This window comes from Ralstonia mojiangensis, assembly GCF_023955645.1.
In the GTDB taxonomy this organism is placed as follows: Bacteria; Pseudomonadota; Gammaproteobacteria; order Burkholderiales; family Burkholderiaceae; genus Ralstonia; species Ralstonia mojiangensis.
Genome location: NZ_JAMXHU010000001.1, coordinates 17,060 through 34,337, shown reverse-complemented (window position 1 = coordinate 34,337; position 17,278 = coordinate 17,060). Strand labels below are relative to the sequence as shown.

Genomic DNA, 17,278 nt, shown 5'->3' with positions numbered 1-17,278 from the left:
TTCAAAACGACTTTTGTATCGGGATGTTAGGGGTGCTCACACTCTGCTTAACCTTAGTGCACGCAGATTCGGCGCCACGGTCTCGTCGGCCTTGAGGCGGGGCGGGATAGCGGGCGGTACTCCGCCATTTGGGGGAGCCGTTGGCGGGGCGTCAGAGTATCGCCAGGATGGATTCGGCGCTGCTGACGGCGAACTGCCCGGGCGCTTCCACCTGTAGCGCTGTTACCACACCGTCCTTCACGACCATCGCGTAGCGCTGCGAGCGCACGCCCATGCCGCGCTTGGAGAGGTCCTGCTCCAGGCCGAGCTTGCTGGTGAACTCCGCGCTGCCATCACCCAGCATGCGGATTTTGTCGTCGGTGCCTTGCGCGCGGGCCCAGGCCCCCATCACGAAGGCATCGTTGACGGACACACACCAGATCTCGTCGACACCCTTGGCGCGCAGCGCGTCGAAGTGGGCGAGGTAGCCGGGCACATGCCGCGCCGAGCAGGTCGGCGTGAACGCACCGGGCAGCCCGAAGATGACGATCGTCTTGCCCTCGGCCAGATGCTGGACGGAAAAAGCATTGGGGCCGAGCGCGCAGCCGTCCTTTTCCACTTCAAAGAACTCGTAGAGCGTTGCGTCGGGAAGCGGTTGACCAGGCTGGATCATGATCGTCAGGAAGCGTGCGTGGATATCGCGATCATAGAACTTGCCGCGCGACCGCGCAGCCGGTTCGTAAAACGAGACCGCCCGCGTGAACGAATCACGCGGGCGGTCTTGGGAGACAACACCATCAGGCCGCTTGGCTCGGAACGCAGCGCGCGCGGCACAACGAACGGATACACCCGCCGGGCGGGGTGAACCCTTCCGGGGAGGCGGCCAGAGGCCAACCTGCCCGGCGGCAACGACTGTGTCCGGTTCGTCGAGCGCTGTCGACTTGCGAGCAGCGGGCCATCACACAACGGCGATCACGGGAGGGGAGCCGTGAACCGCGCGCGGCGTGCGGTGCCGCAGGCAGTCGGACGTGCGCGAGCGCTATCGAACCAACGCAGGCCCGATCAGTCCGCCTGCTTACGCAGGAATGCCGGAATGTCGTACGTGTCGACGCCCTTCTCTTGCAGTGCCGCCACGTGAGCCGATGCCGACTCACGCGAGCTGCGCCACACGGCGGGGGTGTCGAAATTGCTGTAGTCCGGCGCGGCCGCCACCGAGTGACCGGCGCTACCGCCGAAAGCCACCGGCTGGTTGTCCGTACCGGTCTTCAGCAGCGTCATCGTCTGTTGCTGTTGCTGCTTGTTGCGAGCAGCGCGACCCAGGCCCGTCGCAACCACGGTCACACGCAGTGCGTCGCCCATGGCGTCGTCGTAGACCGTACCGAAAATGACGGTGGCATCTTCCGCAGCATAGCTGCGGATGGTGTTCATCACTTCCTTGGTTTCGGACAGCTTGAGCGAACGGCTGGCCGTGATGTTGACCAGCACGCCACGCGCGCCCGACAGGTCCACGCCTTCCAGCAGCGGGCTTGCCACGGCCTGTTCAGCGGCCAGACGCGCACGGTCGACGCCGGACACGGTGGCCGTGCCCATCATCGCCTTGCCTTGTTCGCCCATCACGGTCTTCACGTCTTCAAAGTCGACGTTCACCAGACCATCGACGTTGATGATTTCCGCAATGCCGGCAACCGCGTTGTGCAGCACGTCGTCGGCGCACTGGAAGCACTTGTCCATCTCGGCATCATCGCCCATGACTTCGAAGAGCTTTTCGTTGAGCACGACGATCAGCGAATCGACGTTACCTTCGAGGTCGTTCGCGCCGTGCTCGCCAACCTTCGAGCGGCGTGCGCCTTCGAATTCGAACGGCTTGGACACCACGCCCACGGTCAGGATGCCCATTTCCTTGGCGACCTGTGCAACCACCGGTGCTGCACCCGTGCCCGTACCGCCGCCCATGCCGGCCGTGATGAAGACCATGTGCGCGCCGCGCAGTGCGTCGGCGATCTGCTCACGGGCTTCCTCTGCGCAGTGCTTGCCCACTTCCGGCTTGGCGCCAGCGCCAAGGCCAGTGCTGCCGAGCTGCAGCACGCGCGATGCGGTCGAGCGCTTGAGCGCCTGCGCATCGGTGTTCATGCAGATGAATTCCACGCCTTGTACGCCGCGGTTGATCATGTGCTGCACGGCATTACCGCCCGCGCCGCCGACGCCGACCACCTTGATGATGGTGCCGTCCTGCATTTCCGTTTCAATCATGTCGAAGTCCATCATTGCCTCCAGAAGTGATCAGTCCCAGACGATGCAGCCTCCCCGCCGCAACTCCTGGTTCCTGAACAAAAAACATCAAAACAAGAAACTCAACTTGCTCCCCCCAGGGAGCACATCGTCAACACCCAGCACACACGTGCTTAGAAATTGCCGATGAACCATTCCTTCATGCGCGTCCAGATCTGCTTGGCCGATCCGGACTGCACCACAACCTTGCGCCCACGCACCCGCTGCACGCGACCTTCCTGCAGCAAGCCCATCACGGTGGCGTAACGCGGGCTCTTCACCACCTCGTGCAGGTTGCCGCGGTACTCAGGCACGCCCACGCGCACGGGCTTCAAGAACATGTCTTCACCCAGCTCGACCATGCCCGGCATCATTGCGGTACCGCCAGTGAGGACCACGCCGCTGGAGAGCAGTTCCTCATAGCCGGATTCGCGCACTACCTGATGCACGAGCGAGAACAGCTCTTCCACACGCGGCTCGATCACGGCGGCCAGCGCCTGGCGCGAGAGCGTGCGTGGGCCGCGGTCGCCGACGCCGGGCACATCGATCATCTCGTCCGGATCGGCCAGCACCTGCTTGGCGATGCCGTACTGGATCTTGATGTCTTCAGCGTCCGGCGTCGGCGTGCGCAGGGCCATCGCGATGTCGTTGGTGATCTGGTCACCGGCGATGGGGATCACGGCCGTGTGGCGGATCGCGCCTTCGCTGAAGATGGCGATGTCGGTCGTGCCGCTGCCGATGTCGACCAGCACCACGCCGAGTTCCTTCTCGTCTTCGGTCAGCACCGCTAGGCTCGATGCCAGCGGCTGCAGAATCAGGTCGTGCACTTCCAGCCCGCAGCGGCGCACGCATTTGACGATGTTCTGCGCCGCACTCACGGCACCGGTCACGATGTGCACCTTCACCTCAAGCCGGATGCCGCTCATACCGATCGGCTCGCGCACGTCTTCCTGACCGTCGATGATGAATTCCTGCGTGAGGATGTGCAGGATCTGCTGGTCGGTCGGGATGTTGACGGCCTTGGCGGTCTCAATCACGCGCGCCACGTCGGTGGAGGTGACCTCCTTGTCCTTGATCGCCACCATGCCGCTCGAGTTGAAGCTGCGGATGTGGCTGCCCGCGATGCCGGTGAAGACCTCGCTGATCTTGCAGTCAGCCATCAGCTCCGCTTCTTCGAGCGCTTTCTGGATCGACTGGACGGTCGCCTCGATGTTGACCACCACGCCCTTTTTCAGCCCCTTCGATTCGGTCTGGCCCATGCCAATGACCTCGTAGGCGCCGTCAGGACGCAGCTCGGCGACCACCGCCACCACCTTGGAGGTGCCGATGTCCAGCCCGACCAGAAGATCCTTGTATTCCTTGCTCATCGCGTTTTCTCTGTGCTTCGCGTTGCTTTGTTGTTGGCCGCCGGCTTACCCCCCAGCGTGGCTTTCGGCTTTGCAGCACTGCTGGTGCCATTCGCGGTGCCAGGCAGCTTGCCCCCCTTGGCCAGCACCGCAGCCTGCGCATCGGTCAGGAAGCGCACACCCGCCGCCCGAACTGCGAATCCGTTGGGATACCGCAGATCGGCGTATTCGATCTGACCGCCCCAGCGCTTCGTCACCTCGGGCCACGCACGCACAAAGCGGCGGGCACGCGCGGCCAGCGCTGTGCGGTCATCGTCATTCAGTTCGCGGCCCAGCTCGATGACCGTGCCGTTGGACAACCGCGCGCGCCAGGCGTAGCGGTCGGTGAGCGTCACGCTCAGCGGCTCGACATTCATCGGCTTGAACCACTCGGTCATGGTCTCCAGCTTGTCGACCACGTCCTGCTCGGTTCCTTCGGGGCCAGCCAGCGCAACCAAATCGGTGTCATCTTCAGCTTCGGCCAGGTTGGCCACGAAGACTTCGCCATACGTGTTGACCAGCTTGCCGGACTCATTGCCGCCCCAGGTGCCGAGCGCTTCGTGCTCCTGCACTTCCACCAGCAGCCCGTTCGGCCACACGCGGCGTACGCTCGCACGCCGCACCCACGGCACCGATTCGAATGCGGCACGCGCGTCGTCCAGATTCAGCGAGAAGAAATTGCCGCGCAGCTTGGTCAGCGCGTTGGCGCGCAGACTCGGCACATTTACGTGGCGCAACTCGCTGCCGGCCATCGGCATCACCCGCACCTGCTGCAGCTGGAACATCGGTCGCTGCATCAGCCAGACCGTCCCAACGCCCAACGCGCCAAGCGCGAGCAGCGCATAGAGCGCGCTCGCGACGGCGTTGAGGAGACGGGTGTTGTGCCACATAACGTTGTGCTGTCCGGTTTCGCTGACGTTGCGTTGATTACTCTGGTTTCCAGTCGGTGCTCGCGTGCAGCTCCAGCGATGCACTCGCCGCCAGTTGCAAGACGAAATCTTCATAGCTGATGCCGGCCGCGCGCGCGCCCATCGGCACCAGCGAATGGCCAGTCATGCCCGGCGACGTGTTCATCTCCAGCAGGAACGGCGCGTTGTCGGACTTGCGCAGCATGATGTCGGCACGGCCCCAGCCACGGCAGCCCAGCCCGCGATACGCCTGTACCACCAGCGCCTGCACGCGCGAGGCCACGTCGGCGGGAATCGGTGCCGGGCATTCGTAGCGCGTGTCGTCGGTGAAGTACTTGTTCTGGTAGTCGTAGTTGGCCTGCGGCGCGACGATGCGGATAAGCGGCAATGCCGTGGCGCTTTCGCCTTCGCCGATGATCGGGCAGGTCAGTTCGTCGCCTTCGATGAACTGCTCAGCCATCACGTCGCGGTCCAGGCGTGCAGCCTTTTCGTAGGCGGCGGGCAGCTCGGCGGCGCTCGTGACCTTGGTCAGACCGATCGACGAACCTTCGCGCGCCGGCTTGACGATCAGCGGCAGGCCAAGGCGGTCGGCCACGGCTTGCCAGTCAGCGCCGGCGTGCAACATCACGAAGTCAGGCGTGGGCAGGCCGTGGGTCTGCCATTGGCGCTTGGTGGCTTCCTTGTCCATCGCCAGCGCAGACGCGAGTACGCCGCTGCCGGTGTACGGAATGCCGAATTGTTCGAGCAAGCCCTGGATCGTGCCGTCTTCGCCAAAGCGGCCGTGCAGCGAGATCACGACGCGGTCGAACCCTTGCTTGGCCAGATCGGCCACGGCCTGCAGGCCCGGGTCGAACGGGTGCGCATCGACGCCGCGCGCACGCAGAGCAGCCAACACGCCGTTGCCGGACATCAGCGAGATTTCGCGTTCGGCGGACCGGCCGCCCATGAGCACGCCCACCTTGCCGAGGGACTTCGGATCAATCGTCGGATTTGGAACAAACGGACCGGTCGTCATGCTGCGGCGCCTCCGTTCAGATCCACGACATTTGTGCTGCGCGCCTGCGCCTGCAACGCAACCACTTGACCGGGCACCTGCCCGATCGAACCTGCGCCCATGGTGATGACCACGTCGCCGTCCTGCGCCGCATTCAGAATCGCTTGCGGCATGTCTTCGATCTGCTCGACGAATACCGGCTCGATCTTGTTGGCCACGCGCAGCGCACGCGTCAGCGCGCGGCCGTCGGCGGCGACGATGGGAGGCTCACCGGCGGCGTACACCTCGGCGAGCAGCAGCGCATCTACGGTACCGAGCACCTTCACAAAATCTTCGAAGCAATCGCGCGTGCGGGTAAAGCGGTGCGGCTGGAACGACAGCACAAGGCGACGACCGGGGAACGCGCCGCGCGCAGCGGCCAGCGTGGCAGCCATCTCGACGGGGTGGTGGCCGTAGTCATCGATGAGCGTGAAGCGGCCCTTGCCGTCGGCGGTCGGCACTTCGCCGTAGCGTTGGAAGCGGCGGCCCACGCCGTTGAATTCGGCCAACGCCTTGACGATGGCCTCGTCCGGCACTTCCAGTTCGGTAGCGATGGCGATGGCGGCCAGCGCGTTCTGCACGTTGTGCAGGCCCGGCAGGTTGAGCGTGATCGACAGCGGCGGCTCGGCATGGCCGTTGATCTGGCGGATCACGGTGAATTCCATGCGGCCATCGACGGCGCGCGCATTGACCGCACGCACTTGCGCATCTTCGGCAAAACCGTAGCGCACGACAGGCTTGGAGACGAACGGCAGAATTTCGCGCACGTTCGGATCATCCACGCACAGCACGGCAATGCCGTAGAACGGCAGACGCTGCGTGAACTCGATGAACGCCTGCTTCAGGCGCGAGAAATCGTGCCCGTAGGTCTCCATGTGATCGGCATCGATATTGGTGATGACTTCGATCACGGGGAACAGGTTGAGGAACGACGCATCGGATTCGTCGGCCTCGGCGACGATGAAGTCGCCCGTGCCCAGCCGAGCGTTGGCGCCGGCAGAGTTCAGGCGGCCGCCAATCACGAAGGTCGGGTCCAGGCCGCCTTCGGCCAGCACGGAGGCGACGAGGCTGGTGGTGGTTGTCTTGCCGTGCGTGCCGGCAATGGCGATGCCCTGCTTCAGGCGCATCAGCTCGGCCAGCATCACCGCACGCGGCACGATGGGGATGCGTTTGGCGCGCGCCGCCAGCACTTCGGGGTTGTCGCCGCGCACGGCGGTGGACACGACCACAGCATTGGCGCCGATTACGTGCTCCGGCGCGTGGCCCTGCATGATTGTCGCGCCGAGGGTTGCCAGCCGCTGCGTGGTCGCGCTGCTGCCCAGATCTGAGCCTGTCACGCGGTAGCCGAGGTTCAGCAGCACCTCGGCGATGCCGCTCATGCCGGCCCCGCCGATGCCTACAAAATGGATGTTCTTGACGATGTGCTTCATATCGATTCGATTCCCTATGCCCGTGCCACCGCTACACACACGTCGGCGACACGCTCGGCCGCTTCGGGCCGTGCCTGCTCACGTGCTTTAGCCGCCATATCGGCCAACTGCGCACGCGTCAGGGACGCGAGTGTATCTGCCAGCGATGCCGGACCCAGTTCCTGCTGCGACACCAACAGCGCCGCCCCGCGTTCCGAAAGGAAGCGCGCGTTGGTGGTCTGGTGATCGTCCACGGCGTGCGGGAACGGCACGAACAGCGCCGCGACACCCGCCGCGGCCACTTCTGAAACGGTCATTGCGCCCGCGCGGCAGATCACGAGATCGGCGTGCGCATACGCGGCCGCCATGTCGTCGATGAAGGGCACGGGTTGCGCGTGGGCATCTTCAATGCCCGCGGCGGCATAGTTGGCGCGCAGCGTGTCGATCTGCTTGGCACCAGCCTGATGGATGACGATCGGGCGCGTATCAGCCGGCAGCAACGCCAGCGCCTTGGGCACCACGTCGTTGAGCGCCGCCGCGCCCAGGCTGCCGCCAACGACCAGCACGCGCAGCGGGCCGGTTCGCTCGGCGTAGCGCGCTTGCGGCGAAGCCAGCATGGCCAGGTCGGCGCGGATCGGGTTGCCGACCCACTCAGCACCGGACAGTGCATTCGGAAATGCGCACAGCACGCGATCCGCCACGCGCGCAAGCACGCGGTTGGCCAGACCTGCGATGGAATTCTGTTCGTGCAGCACCAGCGGGCGCCCCAGCAGCACGCTCATCATGCCGCCCGGGAACGTGATATAGCCGCCCATGCCCAACACCACGTTTGGACGCACGCGGCGCACCACACCGAGGCTCTGCCAGAACGCGCGCAACAGGTTGAGCGGCAGCAGAAACTTGGTGACGAGGCCCTTGCCGCGCAGGCCACCAAACTGCACCGACTCCAGAGGGAAGCCATGCTTGGGCACCAGCTGGCCTTCCATGCCGTTCGCGTTACCAAGCCACACCACTTTCCAGCCACGCGCGGCCAGCAGCTTGGCCACCGACAGCGCGGGGAAGATGTGACCGCCCGTACCGCCGGCCATGACGAGGAGCGTGCGGGGCGCCGAGCCTACCGTCATACCTTGCCCCCACGCATCAGCACGCGGTTTTCATAATCGATACGCAGCAACAGCGCGAGCGCCACGCAGTTCATCAGGATGCCCGAACCGCCGTAGCTGACCATCGGCAGTGTCAGGCCCTTGGTTGGCAGCAGGCCGAGGTTCACACCCATGTTGATGAAGGCCTGCCAGCCGATCCAGATACCCAAGCCTTTGGCGACCAGGCCGGCAAACGTGCGGTCGAGCTGCAATGCGGTGCGGCCGATCTCGAATGCGCGCCGCACCATCCAGTAGAACAGCAGGATCACGATCAGCACGCCGACAAAGCCCAGTTCCTCGCCGATCACGGCCAGGATGAAGTCGGTATGTGCTTCCGGCAGGTAGTGCAGCTTCTCGATGCTGCCGCCCAGGCCGACGCCGGTCCACTCGCCACGGCCGAAAGCGATGAGCGAGTGGGTGAGCTGGTAAGCCTTGCCCTGTGCGTATTCCTCTTGCCAGGGGTTCAGGTACGCGAAGATCCGCTCACGCCGCCACGGCGACGCCACGATCAGCAGTGAGAAGGTGGAAACCGCCGTCAGCACGAGGCCGCCGAACAGCTTGCCGTTCACGCCGCCCAGGAAGAGGATGCCCATGGCCACGGCCGCGATCACCAGGAACGCGCCCATGTCCGGCTCCAACAGCAGGAGCGAGCCCACAAACGCCACGGCCACGCCCATCGGCAGGAAGCCCTTGCGCACGCTCTGCATCCAGTCCTGCTTGCGCACGGTGTAGTTGGCGGCGTACAGCACGACCGCCAGCTTCATCAGCTCGGACGGCTGGAAGTTCATGACGCCCAGCGGCAGCCAGCGGCGCGCTCCGTTCACGCCCTTGCCCACGTGCGGAACGAGCACGATCACCAACAGCACCAGCGCGATGATGAAAAGCTTCGGTGCGTATTTGTCCCAGAACTTGACCGGAATCTGGAATGCGACGATCGCACCGATGAGCCCAATCACCAGCGAGAAAATGTGGCGGATCAGGAAGTGGCCATTGCTGTAGTTGGCGTACTTGGGCGAATCCGGCAACGCGATGGACGCCGAATACACCATCACCAGCCCGAGGCCGAGCAGCACAATCGCAACCCACATCAGCGGCTGGTCGTACTCCATCATCTTGGAGCGCGTGGGCTTGACCCCCGAAACGGCATCACGCAGGCCATCCCACGCATTGCCGATGGTCGCGCCGATGAAGCCGCTGCGCTTGATCTGGGTGTCGCTCATAGGAGGACTCCTCGGTCTGCCGCCAATGCGGCCACGGCCTCGTGGAACACCTGGGCGCGATGTTCATAGTTGCGGAACATGTCAAAGCTGGCGCACGCCGGCGACAACAGCACGGCATCGCCCGGTTGCGCATGCGCGGCGGCTTGCGGCACGGCGGCCTCCAGCGTCGGCGCATCGATCAGCGCGACACCGGTATTGGCCAGCGCCTCACGAATCAGCGGTGCATCGCGGCCGATGAGGATCACGGCGCGCGCGTACTGCGCGACCGGCTCGGCCAGCGGCGAGAAGTCCTGACCCTTGCCGTCACCACCGGCGATCAGCACGACATGCTTGGACAAGCCCGAGAGTGCAGCCACCGTCGCGCCGACGTTGGTGCCCTTGCTGTCGTCGAAGAATTCGATGTCGTCAAATGCGGCGATCAGTTCGACGCGGTGCGGCTCGCCGGCGTAGTCGCGCAGGCCGTGCAGCAGCGCGCTCACGGGTAGGCCAATCGCGCGGCACAGCGCCAGTGCGGCCATCGCGTTGGTGGCGTTGTGCAAGCCGCGGATGCGCAGCGCGTCGGCGGGCATCAAGCGCTTGAGGCGCACCGGCACCGGGGCGGCGGGCGCGTTGTCGCCCTTCTTGCGGCGCGTGGGCTTGGGCAGATCTTCCTCGTCGGCTTCGGCCAGGACGATCCACGGCATGCCGCCATCGCGCAGCAGGCCGAGCGCATCGGGCGTGCCCGGCTCATCGATGCCGAAGGTGATATCGCCGCCGTTCTTGCTTGCGAATGCCATCACGCCCGCGTCCTGACGGTTCAGCACGCGCACGGTGTTGGCGCCGAAGATGCGGCCCTTCGCAGCGGCATAGGCCTCCAGCGTGCCGTGCCAGTCAAGGTGATCCTGCGTGATGTTGAGGACGGTGGCGGCGTCTGCGTCCAGCGTGTGCGTGGTTTCGAGCTGGAAGCTGGAAAGCTCGAGCACCCACACTTCAGGCAGCGTGCCGGCGTCAATGCATTCGCCGAGCTTATCGAGCGCCGACGGGCTGATGTTGCCTGCCACGCCGACAGTCTTGCCGGCGCGCTCCACCAAGGCGCCCGTGAGCGCCGTGGTGGTTGTTTTGCCGTTGGTCCCGGTAATGGCTAGCACGCGCGGCGTGTAGCCTTGCGCGGTCTTGAGACCCGCCAACGCGCGGGCAAACAATTCGATCTCGCCCCACACTGGCACGCTGCGCGCATTGGCGGCGCTCAGCAGTGCGGCGACGTTGGCATCCAGCGGCGACAGCCCGGGGCTGATGGCCACCAGCGTCACATCGTCCAGCAGCGACACGGCGAATGGGCCGCTCACGAATTCGGCATCCGGCACGTGCGCACGCAACGTCGGCAGGTTGGCCGGCGCCTCGCGCGTGTCGGCCACGCGCACTCGCGCGCCATGACGGGCACACCAGCGCGCCATTGCCAGGCCGGATTCGCCAAGGCCGAGCACCAGCACCGCCGGCGCGTCGAAGTCGCCGAACATGCGCGGCTCCTGGGCGGTTTCGGCAGCGGGCATCGGTTCGGTGGAATCGAGCGTCGCGACAACGGCGTCCACGGCCGCTTCCGGCTGTGTGGCGTCCATGTCGTCCGGGCTGATCGATTCGGTCATGTCGGTCATGTGCGTGCTCACCGCAGCTTCAGGGTCGACAGGCCGATCAGCACCAGCATCATGGTGATGACCCAGAAGCGCACGACCACTTGCGTTTCCTTCCAGCCGGACAGCTCGAAATGATGGTGCAGTGGCGCCATGCGGAACAGGCGCCGGCCCTCGCCATAACGTTTCTTGGTGAACTTGAACCACGTCACCTGCAGCATCACGGAGACGGTCTCCGCCACGAAGATGCCGCCCATGATGAAGAGCACGATTTCCTGACGCACGATCACAGCGATGGTGCCCAGCGCCCCACCCAGCGCCAGCGCGCCGACGTCACCCATGAACACCTGTGCCGGATGCGCGTTGAACCACAGGAAGGCAAGCCCCGCACCTGCCATCGCCGAGCAGAAGATCAGCAGCTCGCCCGCGCCCGGAATGTGCGGGAACAGCAGGTACTTGCTGTAGACAGCGCTACCCATCACGTAGGCGAACACGCCCAGCGCGCTGCCCACAAGCACGACCGGCATGATGACGAGGCCATCAAGGCCGTCGGTCAGGTTCACCGCATTGCTGGAGCCGACGATCACGAGGTACGTCAGGATGATGAAACCGAACACGCCCAGCGGGTAGCTGATCTCTTTGAAGAACGGCACGATCAGGTGCGACTTGGCCGGCAGGTTCAGTGACAGGCCGCTTCGCACCCAATCCATGAACAGCTCAAGCACGCGCATGTTGCTCGTCTCGGACACCGAGAACGCCAGGTATGCCGCAGCAAACAGACCGATCACGGTCTGCCAGAAGAATTTCTCGCGCGAGGACATGCCCTTCGGATCACGGTGCACGACCTTGCGGTAGTCATCCACCCAACCGATCGCGCCGTAGCCGAGCGTGACGAGCAGCACGATCCAGATGAAGCGGTTGCCCCAGTCCGCCCACAGCAGCGTCGACACAGCAATACCGATGAGCACCAGCACACCGCCCATCGTGGGCGTGCCGGCCTTGACCAGGTGCGTTTGCGGGCCATAACTGCGCACAGCCTGGCCGACCTTCAGCTCGGTCAGGCGACGGATCACCCACGGCCCGAAGCCGAGGCCGATCACCAGCGCCGTGAGAGATGCCATCACGGCGCGGAACGTCAGATAGTTGAAGACGCGCAGGAAGCCGTAGTCGTTCTGCAACCATTGCGCCAATGCCAATAACATGGGTTCTTGCTTCCCTTAATGCTGCTGTTGTGTGCTGGAACCGGTCGGCAAATCCGCACCCGGGTCTTTCAAGACCAGCGCTTCCACAATGCGTTCCATCCGCATGAAGCGCGAGCCCTTTACCAATACCGTCGCGGCCGGCGCAATGGCGGGCACGCCGTGTTCAATCAAGTCCTCCGCCGACGCAAAATGCTGCGCGCCTGCGCCGAAAGCGTCGACGGTGTGGCGCGCAAGCTCGCCGGTCGCCAGCACCGCGTCGATGCCGTGCTCGCGCGCATAAGCGCCGATTTCCTCGTGGAATGCCGGACCCTGCGAGCCAACCTCGCCCATGTCACCCAGCACCAGGCAGCGCGGCGCGGGCAGCGTGACGAGCGCATCGATCGCCGCGCGCATCGAATCCGGGTTCGCGTTGTACGTGTCGTCGATGACAAGGCCGCCGTGCGTGCCGTGCTTGCGCTGCAACCGACCCTTGACCGGAGCAAAGTTGCCCAGCGCTTGTGCGATCACCTCCGGGGCAACTCCGGCAGCCAGCGCGCATGCCGTCGCGGCCAGCGCATTGCGTGCGTTGTGCAGGCCGAGCAGCGGCAAGGTGATGACGAAGCGCTCGCCAGGGGCCTGCACATCGATGCGTTGCCCGTCGGCGGTGTCCACCACCGTGCCCGTCACAGCCCCGGCCTCGATACCGAAATCGAGCACGCGACGCGAACCGGCCACGGCCTGCCACACCGGCGCATATTCGCCGCCGTTGGCCGTATCGCGGGGAAACACCGCCACGCCATCTGCCGGCAACGCGGCCAGCACGGCGGCGTGTTCTTCCGCAACCGCTTCCACGCTGACCATGAATTCCTGGTGCTCGCGCTGGGCGTTGTTGATCATCGCCACGGTGGGCTGGGCAATGGCGGCCAATACGGCCGTCTCGCCCGGATGGTTCATGCCGAGTTCGAGCACGGCCAGCTTGTGTTGCGCGTTCAGGCGGAACAGCGTGAGCGGCAGGCCGATGTCGTTGTTGAAGTTGCCAGCCGTCGCCAGGCGGGCGTCTTCACCCACGGCCTGCGCGAAGATCGCGGAGATCATTTCCTTGACCGTGGTCTTGCCGTTGCTGCCCGTCACGGCGACGACGGGAATTGGAAACTGGCGGCGCCAGCCGGCGGCAAGTTGGCCGAGTCCGATACGCGTATCGGCAACGGTCAGCACGGCCACCTTCGTCACATCCAGCGTGGCAGCCGGCGCGCGCGACACCAGCACGGCGGCAGCGCCACGCGCCACCACCTCGGGCAGGAAATCGTGCGCATCGAAACGCTCGCCGATCAGCGCGACGAACAGGTCGCCAGGCTGCACGGCTCGGCTGTCGGTCGTCACGCGCAGGATGGCCGCATCGGGACCCGTCAGATGGGCTCCAGCCATCCATGCAGCGGCGTCGGTGGCGTGCATCATCACGGTCGGGGCGCTCATGCGTTCACCCCGCGGGCTGCAAGCGCCAGGCGCACATGTTCCTGATCGGAGAATGGCCGCTTGCGACCAGCAATCTCCTGCGTCGATTCATGCCCCTTGCCGGCCACGACGATCACGTCATGCGAATCGGCGTGGCGCACGGCATGCAGGATGGCGGCCGCGCGGTCTTCGATCTGCGTGGCGGCGCGCGGGTTGTCCATGCCGTCAGCGATCTCGTCGAGGATGTGCTGCGGATCTTCGCTGCGCGGGTTGTCGGAGGTCAGCACAACGTGCGGTGCCAGGCGCTCGGCGATGGCACCCATCTGCGGACGCTTGCCAGGGTCGCGGTCACCGCCGCAGCCGAACACGGCCCACAGCTTGCCGCCGCGTGCCTCGGTAATCGGGGCGAGTGCGCGCAGCGTTTGCTCCAGCGCATCGGGCGTGTGGGCGTAATCGACCACCACGAGGGGCCCGTCTTCGCCGCCGAAACGCTCCATGCGGCCGCTCACGGGTTGCAGCTTTTCGAGGCGCGCGATGGCGCCTTGCCACGGCACACCTGCCGCCAGCAGTGCGCCCAGCACACCGAGAAGATTCGATACGTTGAACAGGCCGACGATGGGCGCATGGATGGTCGCGTGGCCAAAGCTGCCATCCACGTCGAATGTCGTTCCGGTGCGATGCGCGCGCACGTTGCTGGCGCGCAGCCATTGTTTGGCACCGTGCTGCGCAGCGGCTTCGCCGTCGATGCCGTATTCGATGGTTTCAACATCGGCGCGGGCGTTCTGCAGCAAGCGCGCACCGGCCGCGTCGTCGCGGTTGATGACTGCGGCGCGCAGGCCCGGCCAGCCGAACAGACGCGCCTTGGCGAGTTCGTACTCAGCCATCGTGCCGTGGTAGTCGAGGTGATCCTGCGTCAGGTTGGTGAACACCGCGATGTCGAAGCAGGTGCCATCCACGCGGCCTTGCTCCAGACCATGCGACGACACTTCCATGGCGATGGCGCGGGCACCCGCACGGTGCAGGTCGGCAAGGCTGTGCTGGAGCTGGATGGCATCCGGCGTGGTAAAGCCGGTAGCGGCCAGCGCATCGACAAACCCGGTGCCGAGCGTACCCACCACTGCGCAACGCTCGCCGTGTTTGGTCAGCGCCTGCGCAATCCATTGCGAACATGAAGTCTTGCCGTTGGTGCCTGTCACGCCAATCACGCGCAGGGCGTCCGCGCCCGGCACGCCGTACCACTGAGCGGCAAGCGGACCGGCCAGTTCAGCCAGGCCGTCCACCGGCAGGATGCGCACGGGCGCGTCTGCGGGCATGGCGTAGCCATGGGCTTCGGCCAGCACGGCGGAAGCCCCAGCCTCGATCGCCTGTGGAATATGCGGACGGCCATCGCCGCGCTGGCGCACATTGCCGAGCACGTAGGCGACGAACACATCGCCAGTCTTGAGCTTGCGCGTGTCGCTAGTGAGGTCGGCGCCGGCTGGCGCTTGGGCGCGCAGCCAATCCACCACGGGCGCAAGGCGCGCGGCGATGGTCGGGCGGTCAGAAGTGGGCTTGGCTGTCATTGCAGGCCCCCGACCGGCTCTTCCGGCACATCCGGCGTCATCACCAACTGGCGCACCGGCGAATCCGGCGGCACGTTCAACGCGCGCAGGGTGCCGCCCACGATTTGAGAGAACACGGGGCCGGCCGCGCCACCGCCATAGCGGTTACCCACGGTCGGCTCGTCCACGCTCACCGCCACGATGATGCGCGGGTTCGACATCGGCGCCAGGCCAATAAACGAGGCGCGATACTTCGAGCGGTCATAGCCGCGCCCGGTGTGCTTCCAGGCCGTGCCGGTCTTGCCGCCGACGCGATAACCCATCACCTGGGCCTGCGGTGCGGTACCGCCGGGCGCCGTCACCGTCTCGAGCATCTGACGGACCTGCCGCGCCACCTCCGGCGAGATCACGCGCTCGCCCTGCGGCGGCTGGCCGTCGGTGCGGTACATGGTGATCGGAATCAGCTCGCCATCGTGCGCAAAGATGGTGTACGCATGCGCAATCTGGAACAGCGACACCGACAGGCCGTAGCCGTACGACATGGTCGCCTGCTCGATGCGGCGCCATTTGTTGGCCGGCCGCAGCCGCCCCGCCACCGCGCCCGGGAAGCCGATCTTCGGCGCCTGCCCCAAGCCCACGCTGGTGAACATGTCCCACATTTCCTGCGGCTTGAGCATCATCGCGATCTTGGTCGTACCGATGTTGCTGGAGTGCTGGATCACCTGAGCGACCGTCAACGTGCCGTAGTTGCCGGTATCGGAAATGGTCGCGCCTTCAAAGTTGTATTTGCCGTTGGTCTGCACCAGCGTAGTGGGCGTCACGCGCTTGAGCTGCAACGCCAGGCTGATGGTGACCGGCTTCATCATCGAGCCGGGCTCGAAGGTGTCGGTCAGCACGCGGTTACGCAGTTGCTCGCCAGACAGGCGGGTGCGGTCGTTCGGGTTGTAGGTCGGGTAGTTAGCAAGCGCCAGCACCTCGCCGGTCTGGGCATCCAGCACGATCGCACTGGCGGCCTTAGCATGGGTACGCTCGATGGCGGCCTTCAGTTCGTTGAAGGTCAGGTACTGGATCTTGGCGTCGATCGACAGCGTCTGATCATGCCCATCACGCGGAGCCTTGAGCACGCCCACGTCTTCCACCACGCGGCCCAGCCGATCCTTGATCACCTGACGCTGCCCGGCGGCACCCGCGAGGTCGGACTCGCGCGCCAGCTCCATACCCTCCTGGCCTTTGTCCTCGACGTTGGTGAAACCGACGATGTGCGCCATCGCCTCGCCTTCCGGGTAGAAGCGCTTGTATTCACGCGTCTGATAGATGCCATCGATCTTCAGCGCGGCAATCTGGTCGGCCACCTCGGGCAGCACCTGACGCTTGAGATAGACGAAGCCCTTGTCTTCGCCCAGCTTGCCCGAAAGCTCCTTGTTGTTCATGCCGAGCAGCTTGGCGAGCTTCTTCATGTCTTCGCCAGGCACGTTGTTGGGCACGTCTTCGGGCACGGCCCAGATGGCCTTCACCGGCAGGCTCGTGGCCAGCACCAGACCATTGCGATCAAGAATCTTGCCGCGCGTGGCCGGCAACTCCAGCGTGCGTTGGAAGCGCTTCTTGCCCTCGGCCTCATAGAAACGGTTGCCGGGACCTTGAATCCACAGCGCGCGTCCGATCAGCGCCAGGAACGCCGCGAACATCAGGAACACGACCAGCTTCGAGCGCCACATCGGCAGGCGCAGGCCGAGCACCGGGCTGGCGGAGAACTGGCCCAGGCGCGCGCGCGCCGTGGTGCCGTTGGATTTGCGTGCGCCGCTCATGGCTGTACTCCGGAAGCCGTGGGCGCGCTCGCCGCCGCCGAGGACGCCCCGGAGGCCCCCCCTGCTGCCGGCAGATCGGCAAACCCTTGCAAATACTGCGTACGGCCCGCCTGCGCGGGCGACATCTTCAATTGCCTGCTGGCGATGTCGGCAATGCGAGCGCTCTTGCCCAGCGCGCTCTGCTCATATTGCAGGCGCGACCAGTCGGTGTTCAGTTGCTTCTCTTCCGCCTGCGCGCGATCCAGCGCGACAAACAGTTGCCGCGCCTGATGCTGTGCGTTGACCAGCGACAGCGCGCACAGCACCAGCGCAGTCAGCAGGAACATGTTCAGGCGGTTCATGGCGTGC

Annotated in this window: 14 protein-coding genes; all 14 read right to left on the bottom strand. The window is 65.3% G+C overall.

Features of this window, described 5'->3' with window-relative positions; translation table 11 throughout:
- Positions 1-151: 151 nt before the first annotated feature.
- Positions 152-652, bottom strand: coding sequence for a peroxiredoxin (locus NG898_RS00145; protein ID WP_252690551.1), 501 nt, complete (start codon positions 650-652; stop codon positions 152-154).
- 389 nt (positions 653-1,041) lie between these two features.
- Complete coding sequence (gene ftsZ, locus NG898_RS00140; RefSeq protein WP_024979177.1) at positions 1,042-2,241, bottom strand: cell division protein FtsZ; 1,200 nt, start codon at positions 2,239-2,241, stop codon at positions 1,042-1,044.
- A gap of 140 nt (positions 2,242-2,381) precedes the next feature.
- Positions 2,382-3,614 carry a cell division protein FtsA gene (gene ftsA / locus NG898_RS00135; protein WP_024979178.1) on the bottom strand — a complete coding sequence of 411 codons (1,233 nt, stop codon included), beginning with the start codon at positions 3,612-3,614 and terminating at the stop codon, positions 2,382-2,384.
- Positions 3,611-4,522: a cell division protein FtsQ/DivIB gene (locus tag NG898_RS00130; protein WP_092972360.1), complete on the bottom strand. Its 912-nt coding sequence runs from the start codon at positions 4,520-4,522 to the stop codon at positions 3,611-3,613. Before NG898_RS00130 ends, ftsA begins: the two co-directional genes overlap by 4 nt.
- Before the next feature lie 37 nt (positions 4,523-4,559).
- Complete coding sequence (locus NG898_RS00125; RefSeq protein WP_252690549.1) at positions 4,560-5,555, bottom strand: D-alanine--D-alanine ligase; 996 nt, start codon at positions 5,553-5,555, stop codon at positions 4,560-4,562.
- Entirely contained in the window at positions 5,552-7,003 is a 1,452-nt protein-coding gene (murC, locus tag NG898_RS00120) for a UDP-N-acetylmuramate--L-alanine ligase (RefSeq protein WP_252690548.1), read from the bottom strand. Before murC ends, NG898_RS00125 begins: the two co-directional genes overlap by 4 nt.
- 14 nt (positions 7,004-7,017) lie before the next feature.
- The gene (gene murG / locus NG898_RS00115; protein ID WP_252690546.1) at positions 7,018-8,106 is read right to left on the bottom strand and encodes an undecaprenyldiphospho-muramoylpentapeptide beta-N-acetylglucosaminyltransferase; all 1,089 of its coding nucleotides are present in this window, start codon (positions 8,104-8,106) and stop codon (positions 7,018-7,020) included.
- Positions 8,103-9,344: a putative lipid II flippase FtsW gene (gene ftsW / locus NG898_RS00110; protein ID WP_092972356.1), complete on the bottom strand. Its 1,242-nt coding sequence runs from the start codon at positions 9,342-9,344 to the stop codon at positions 8,103-8,105. The genes murG and ftsW overlap by 4 nt, the downstream gene beginning before the upstream one ends.
- On the bottom strand, positions 9,341-10,840 hold the full coding sequence (murD, locus tag NG898_RS00105) for a UDP-N-acetylmuramoyl-L-alanine--D-glutamate ligase (protein ID WP_252691590.1): 1,500 nt from the start codon (positions 10,838-10,840) through the stop codon (positions 9,341-9,343). Before murD ends, ftsW begins: the two co-directional genes overlap by 4 nt.
- Before the next feature lie 143 nt (positions 10,841-10,983).
- Entirely contained in the window at positions 10,984-12,153 is a 1,170-nt protein-coding gene (gene mraY, locus NG898_RS00100; protein ID WP_092972354.1) for a phospho-N-acetylmuramoyl-pentapeptide-transferase, read from the bottom strand.
- A gap of 15 nt (positions 12,154-12,168) precedes the next feature.
- Positions 12,169-13,605, bottom strand: coding sequence for a UDP-N-acetylmuramoyl-tripeptide--D-alanyl-D-alanine ligase (locus NG898_RS00095; RefSeq protein WP_252690544.1), 1,437 nt, complete (start codon positions 13,603-13,605; stop codon positions 12,169-12,171).
- Positions 13,602-15,146, bottom strand: coding sequence for a UDP-N-acetylmuramoyl-L-alanyl-D-glutamate--2,6-diaminopimelate ligase (locus NG898_RS00090; protein WP_252690543.1), 1,545 nt, complete (start codon positions 15,144-15,146; stop codon positions 13,602-13,604). Before NG898_RS00090 ends, NG898_RS00095 begins: the two co-directional genes overlap by 4 nt.
- The gene (locus tag NG898_RS00085) at positions 15,143-16,930 is read right to left on the bottom strand and encodes a peptidoglycan D,D-transpeptidase FtsI family protein (RefSeq protein ID WP_252690541.1); all 1,788 of its coding nucleotides are present in this window, start codon (positions 16,928-16,930) and stop codon (positions 15,143-15,145) included. The genes NG898_RS00090 and NG898_RS00085 overlap by 4 nt, the downstream gene beginning before the upstream one ends.
- The gene (gene ftsL / locus NG898_RS00080) at positions 16,927-17,271 is read right to left on the bottom strand and encodes a cell division protein FtsL (RefSeq protein ID WP_252690539.1); all 345 of its coding nucleotides are present in this window, start codon (positions 17,269-17,271) and stop codon (positions 16,927-16,929) included. Before ftsL ends, NG898_RS00085 begins: the two co-directional genes overlap by 4 nt.
- Positions 17,272-17,278 lie beyond the last annotated feature (7 nt).

What these genes read in the sequence shown, in the direction of transcription:
- murC (WP_252690548.1), bottom strand. Translation starts at nt 7,003, where the DNA reads ATGAAGCACATCGTCAAGAACATCCATTTTGTAGGCATCGGCGGGGCC.
- NG898_RS00145 (WP_252690551.1), bottom strand. Translation starts at nt 652, where the DNA reads ATGATCCAGCCTGGTCAACCGCTTCCCGACGCAACGCTCTACGAGTTC.
- ftsW (WP_092972356.1), bottom strand. Translation starts at nt 9,344, where the DNA reads ATGAGCGACACCCAGATCAAGCGCAGCGGCTTCATCGGCGCGACCATC.
- NG898_RS00095 (WP_252690544.1), bottom strand. Translation starts at nt 13,605, where the DNA reads ATGAGCGCCCCGACCGTGATGATGCACGCCACCGACGCCGCTGCATGG.
- NG898_RS00085 (WP_252690541.1), bottom strand. Translation starts at nt 16,930, where the DNA reads ATGAGCGGCGCACGCAAATCCAACGGCACCACGGCGCGCGCGCGCCTG.
- mraY (WP_092972354.1), bottom strand. Translation starts at nt 12,153, where the DNA reads ATGTTATTGGCATTGGCGCAATGGTTGCAGAACGACTACGGCTTCCTG.
- NG898_RS00130 (WP_092972360.1), bottom strand. Translation starts at nt 4,522, where the DNA reads ATGTGGCACAACACCCGTCTCCTCAACGCCGTCGCGAGCGCGCTCTAT.
- murD (WP_252691590.1), bottom strand. Translation starts at nt 10,840, where the DNA reads ATGTTCGGCGACTTCGACGCGCCGGCGGTGCTGGTGCTCGGCCTTGGC.
- ftsL (WP_252690539.1), bottom strand. Translation starts at nt 17,271, where the DNA reads ATGAACCGCCTGAACATGTTCCTGCTGACTGCGCTGGTGCTGTGCGCG.
- NG898_RS00125 (WP_252690549.1), bottom strand. Translation starts at nt 5,555, where the DNA reads ATGACGACCGGTCCGTTTGTTCCAAATCCGACGATTGATCCGAAGTCC.
- ftsA (WP_024979178.1), bottom strand. Translation starts at nt 3,614, where the DNA reads ATGAGCAAGGAATACAAGGATCTTCTGGTCGGGCTGGACATCGGCACC.
- ftsZ (WP_024979177.1), bottom strand. Translation starts at nt 2,241, where the DNA reads ATGGACTTCGACATGATTGAAACGGAAATGCAGGACGGCACCATCATC.
- murG (WP_252690546.1), bottom strand. Translation starts at nt 8,106, where the DNA reads ATGACGGTAGGCTCGGCGCCCCGCACGCTCCTCGTCATGGCCGGCGGT.
- NG898_RS00090 (WP_252690543.1), bottom strand. Translation starts at nt 15,146, where the DNA reads ATGACAGCCAAGCCCACTTCTGACCGCCCGACCATCGCCGCGCGCCTT.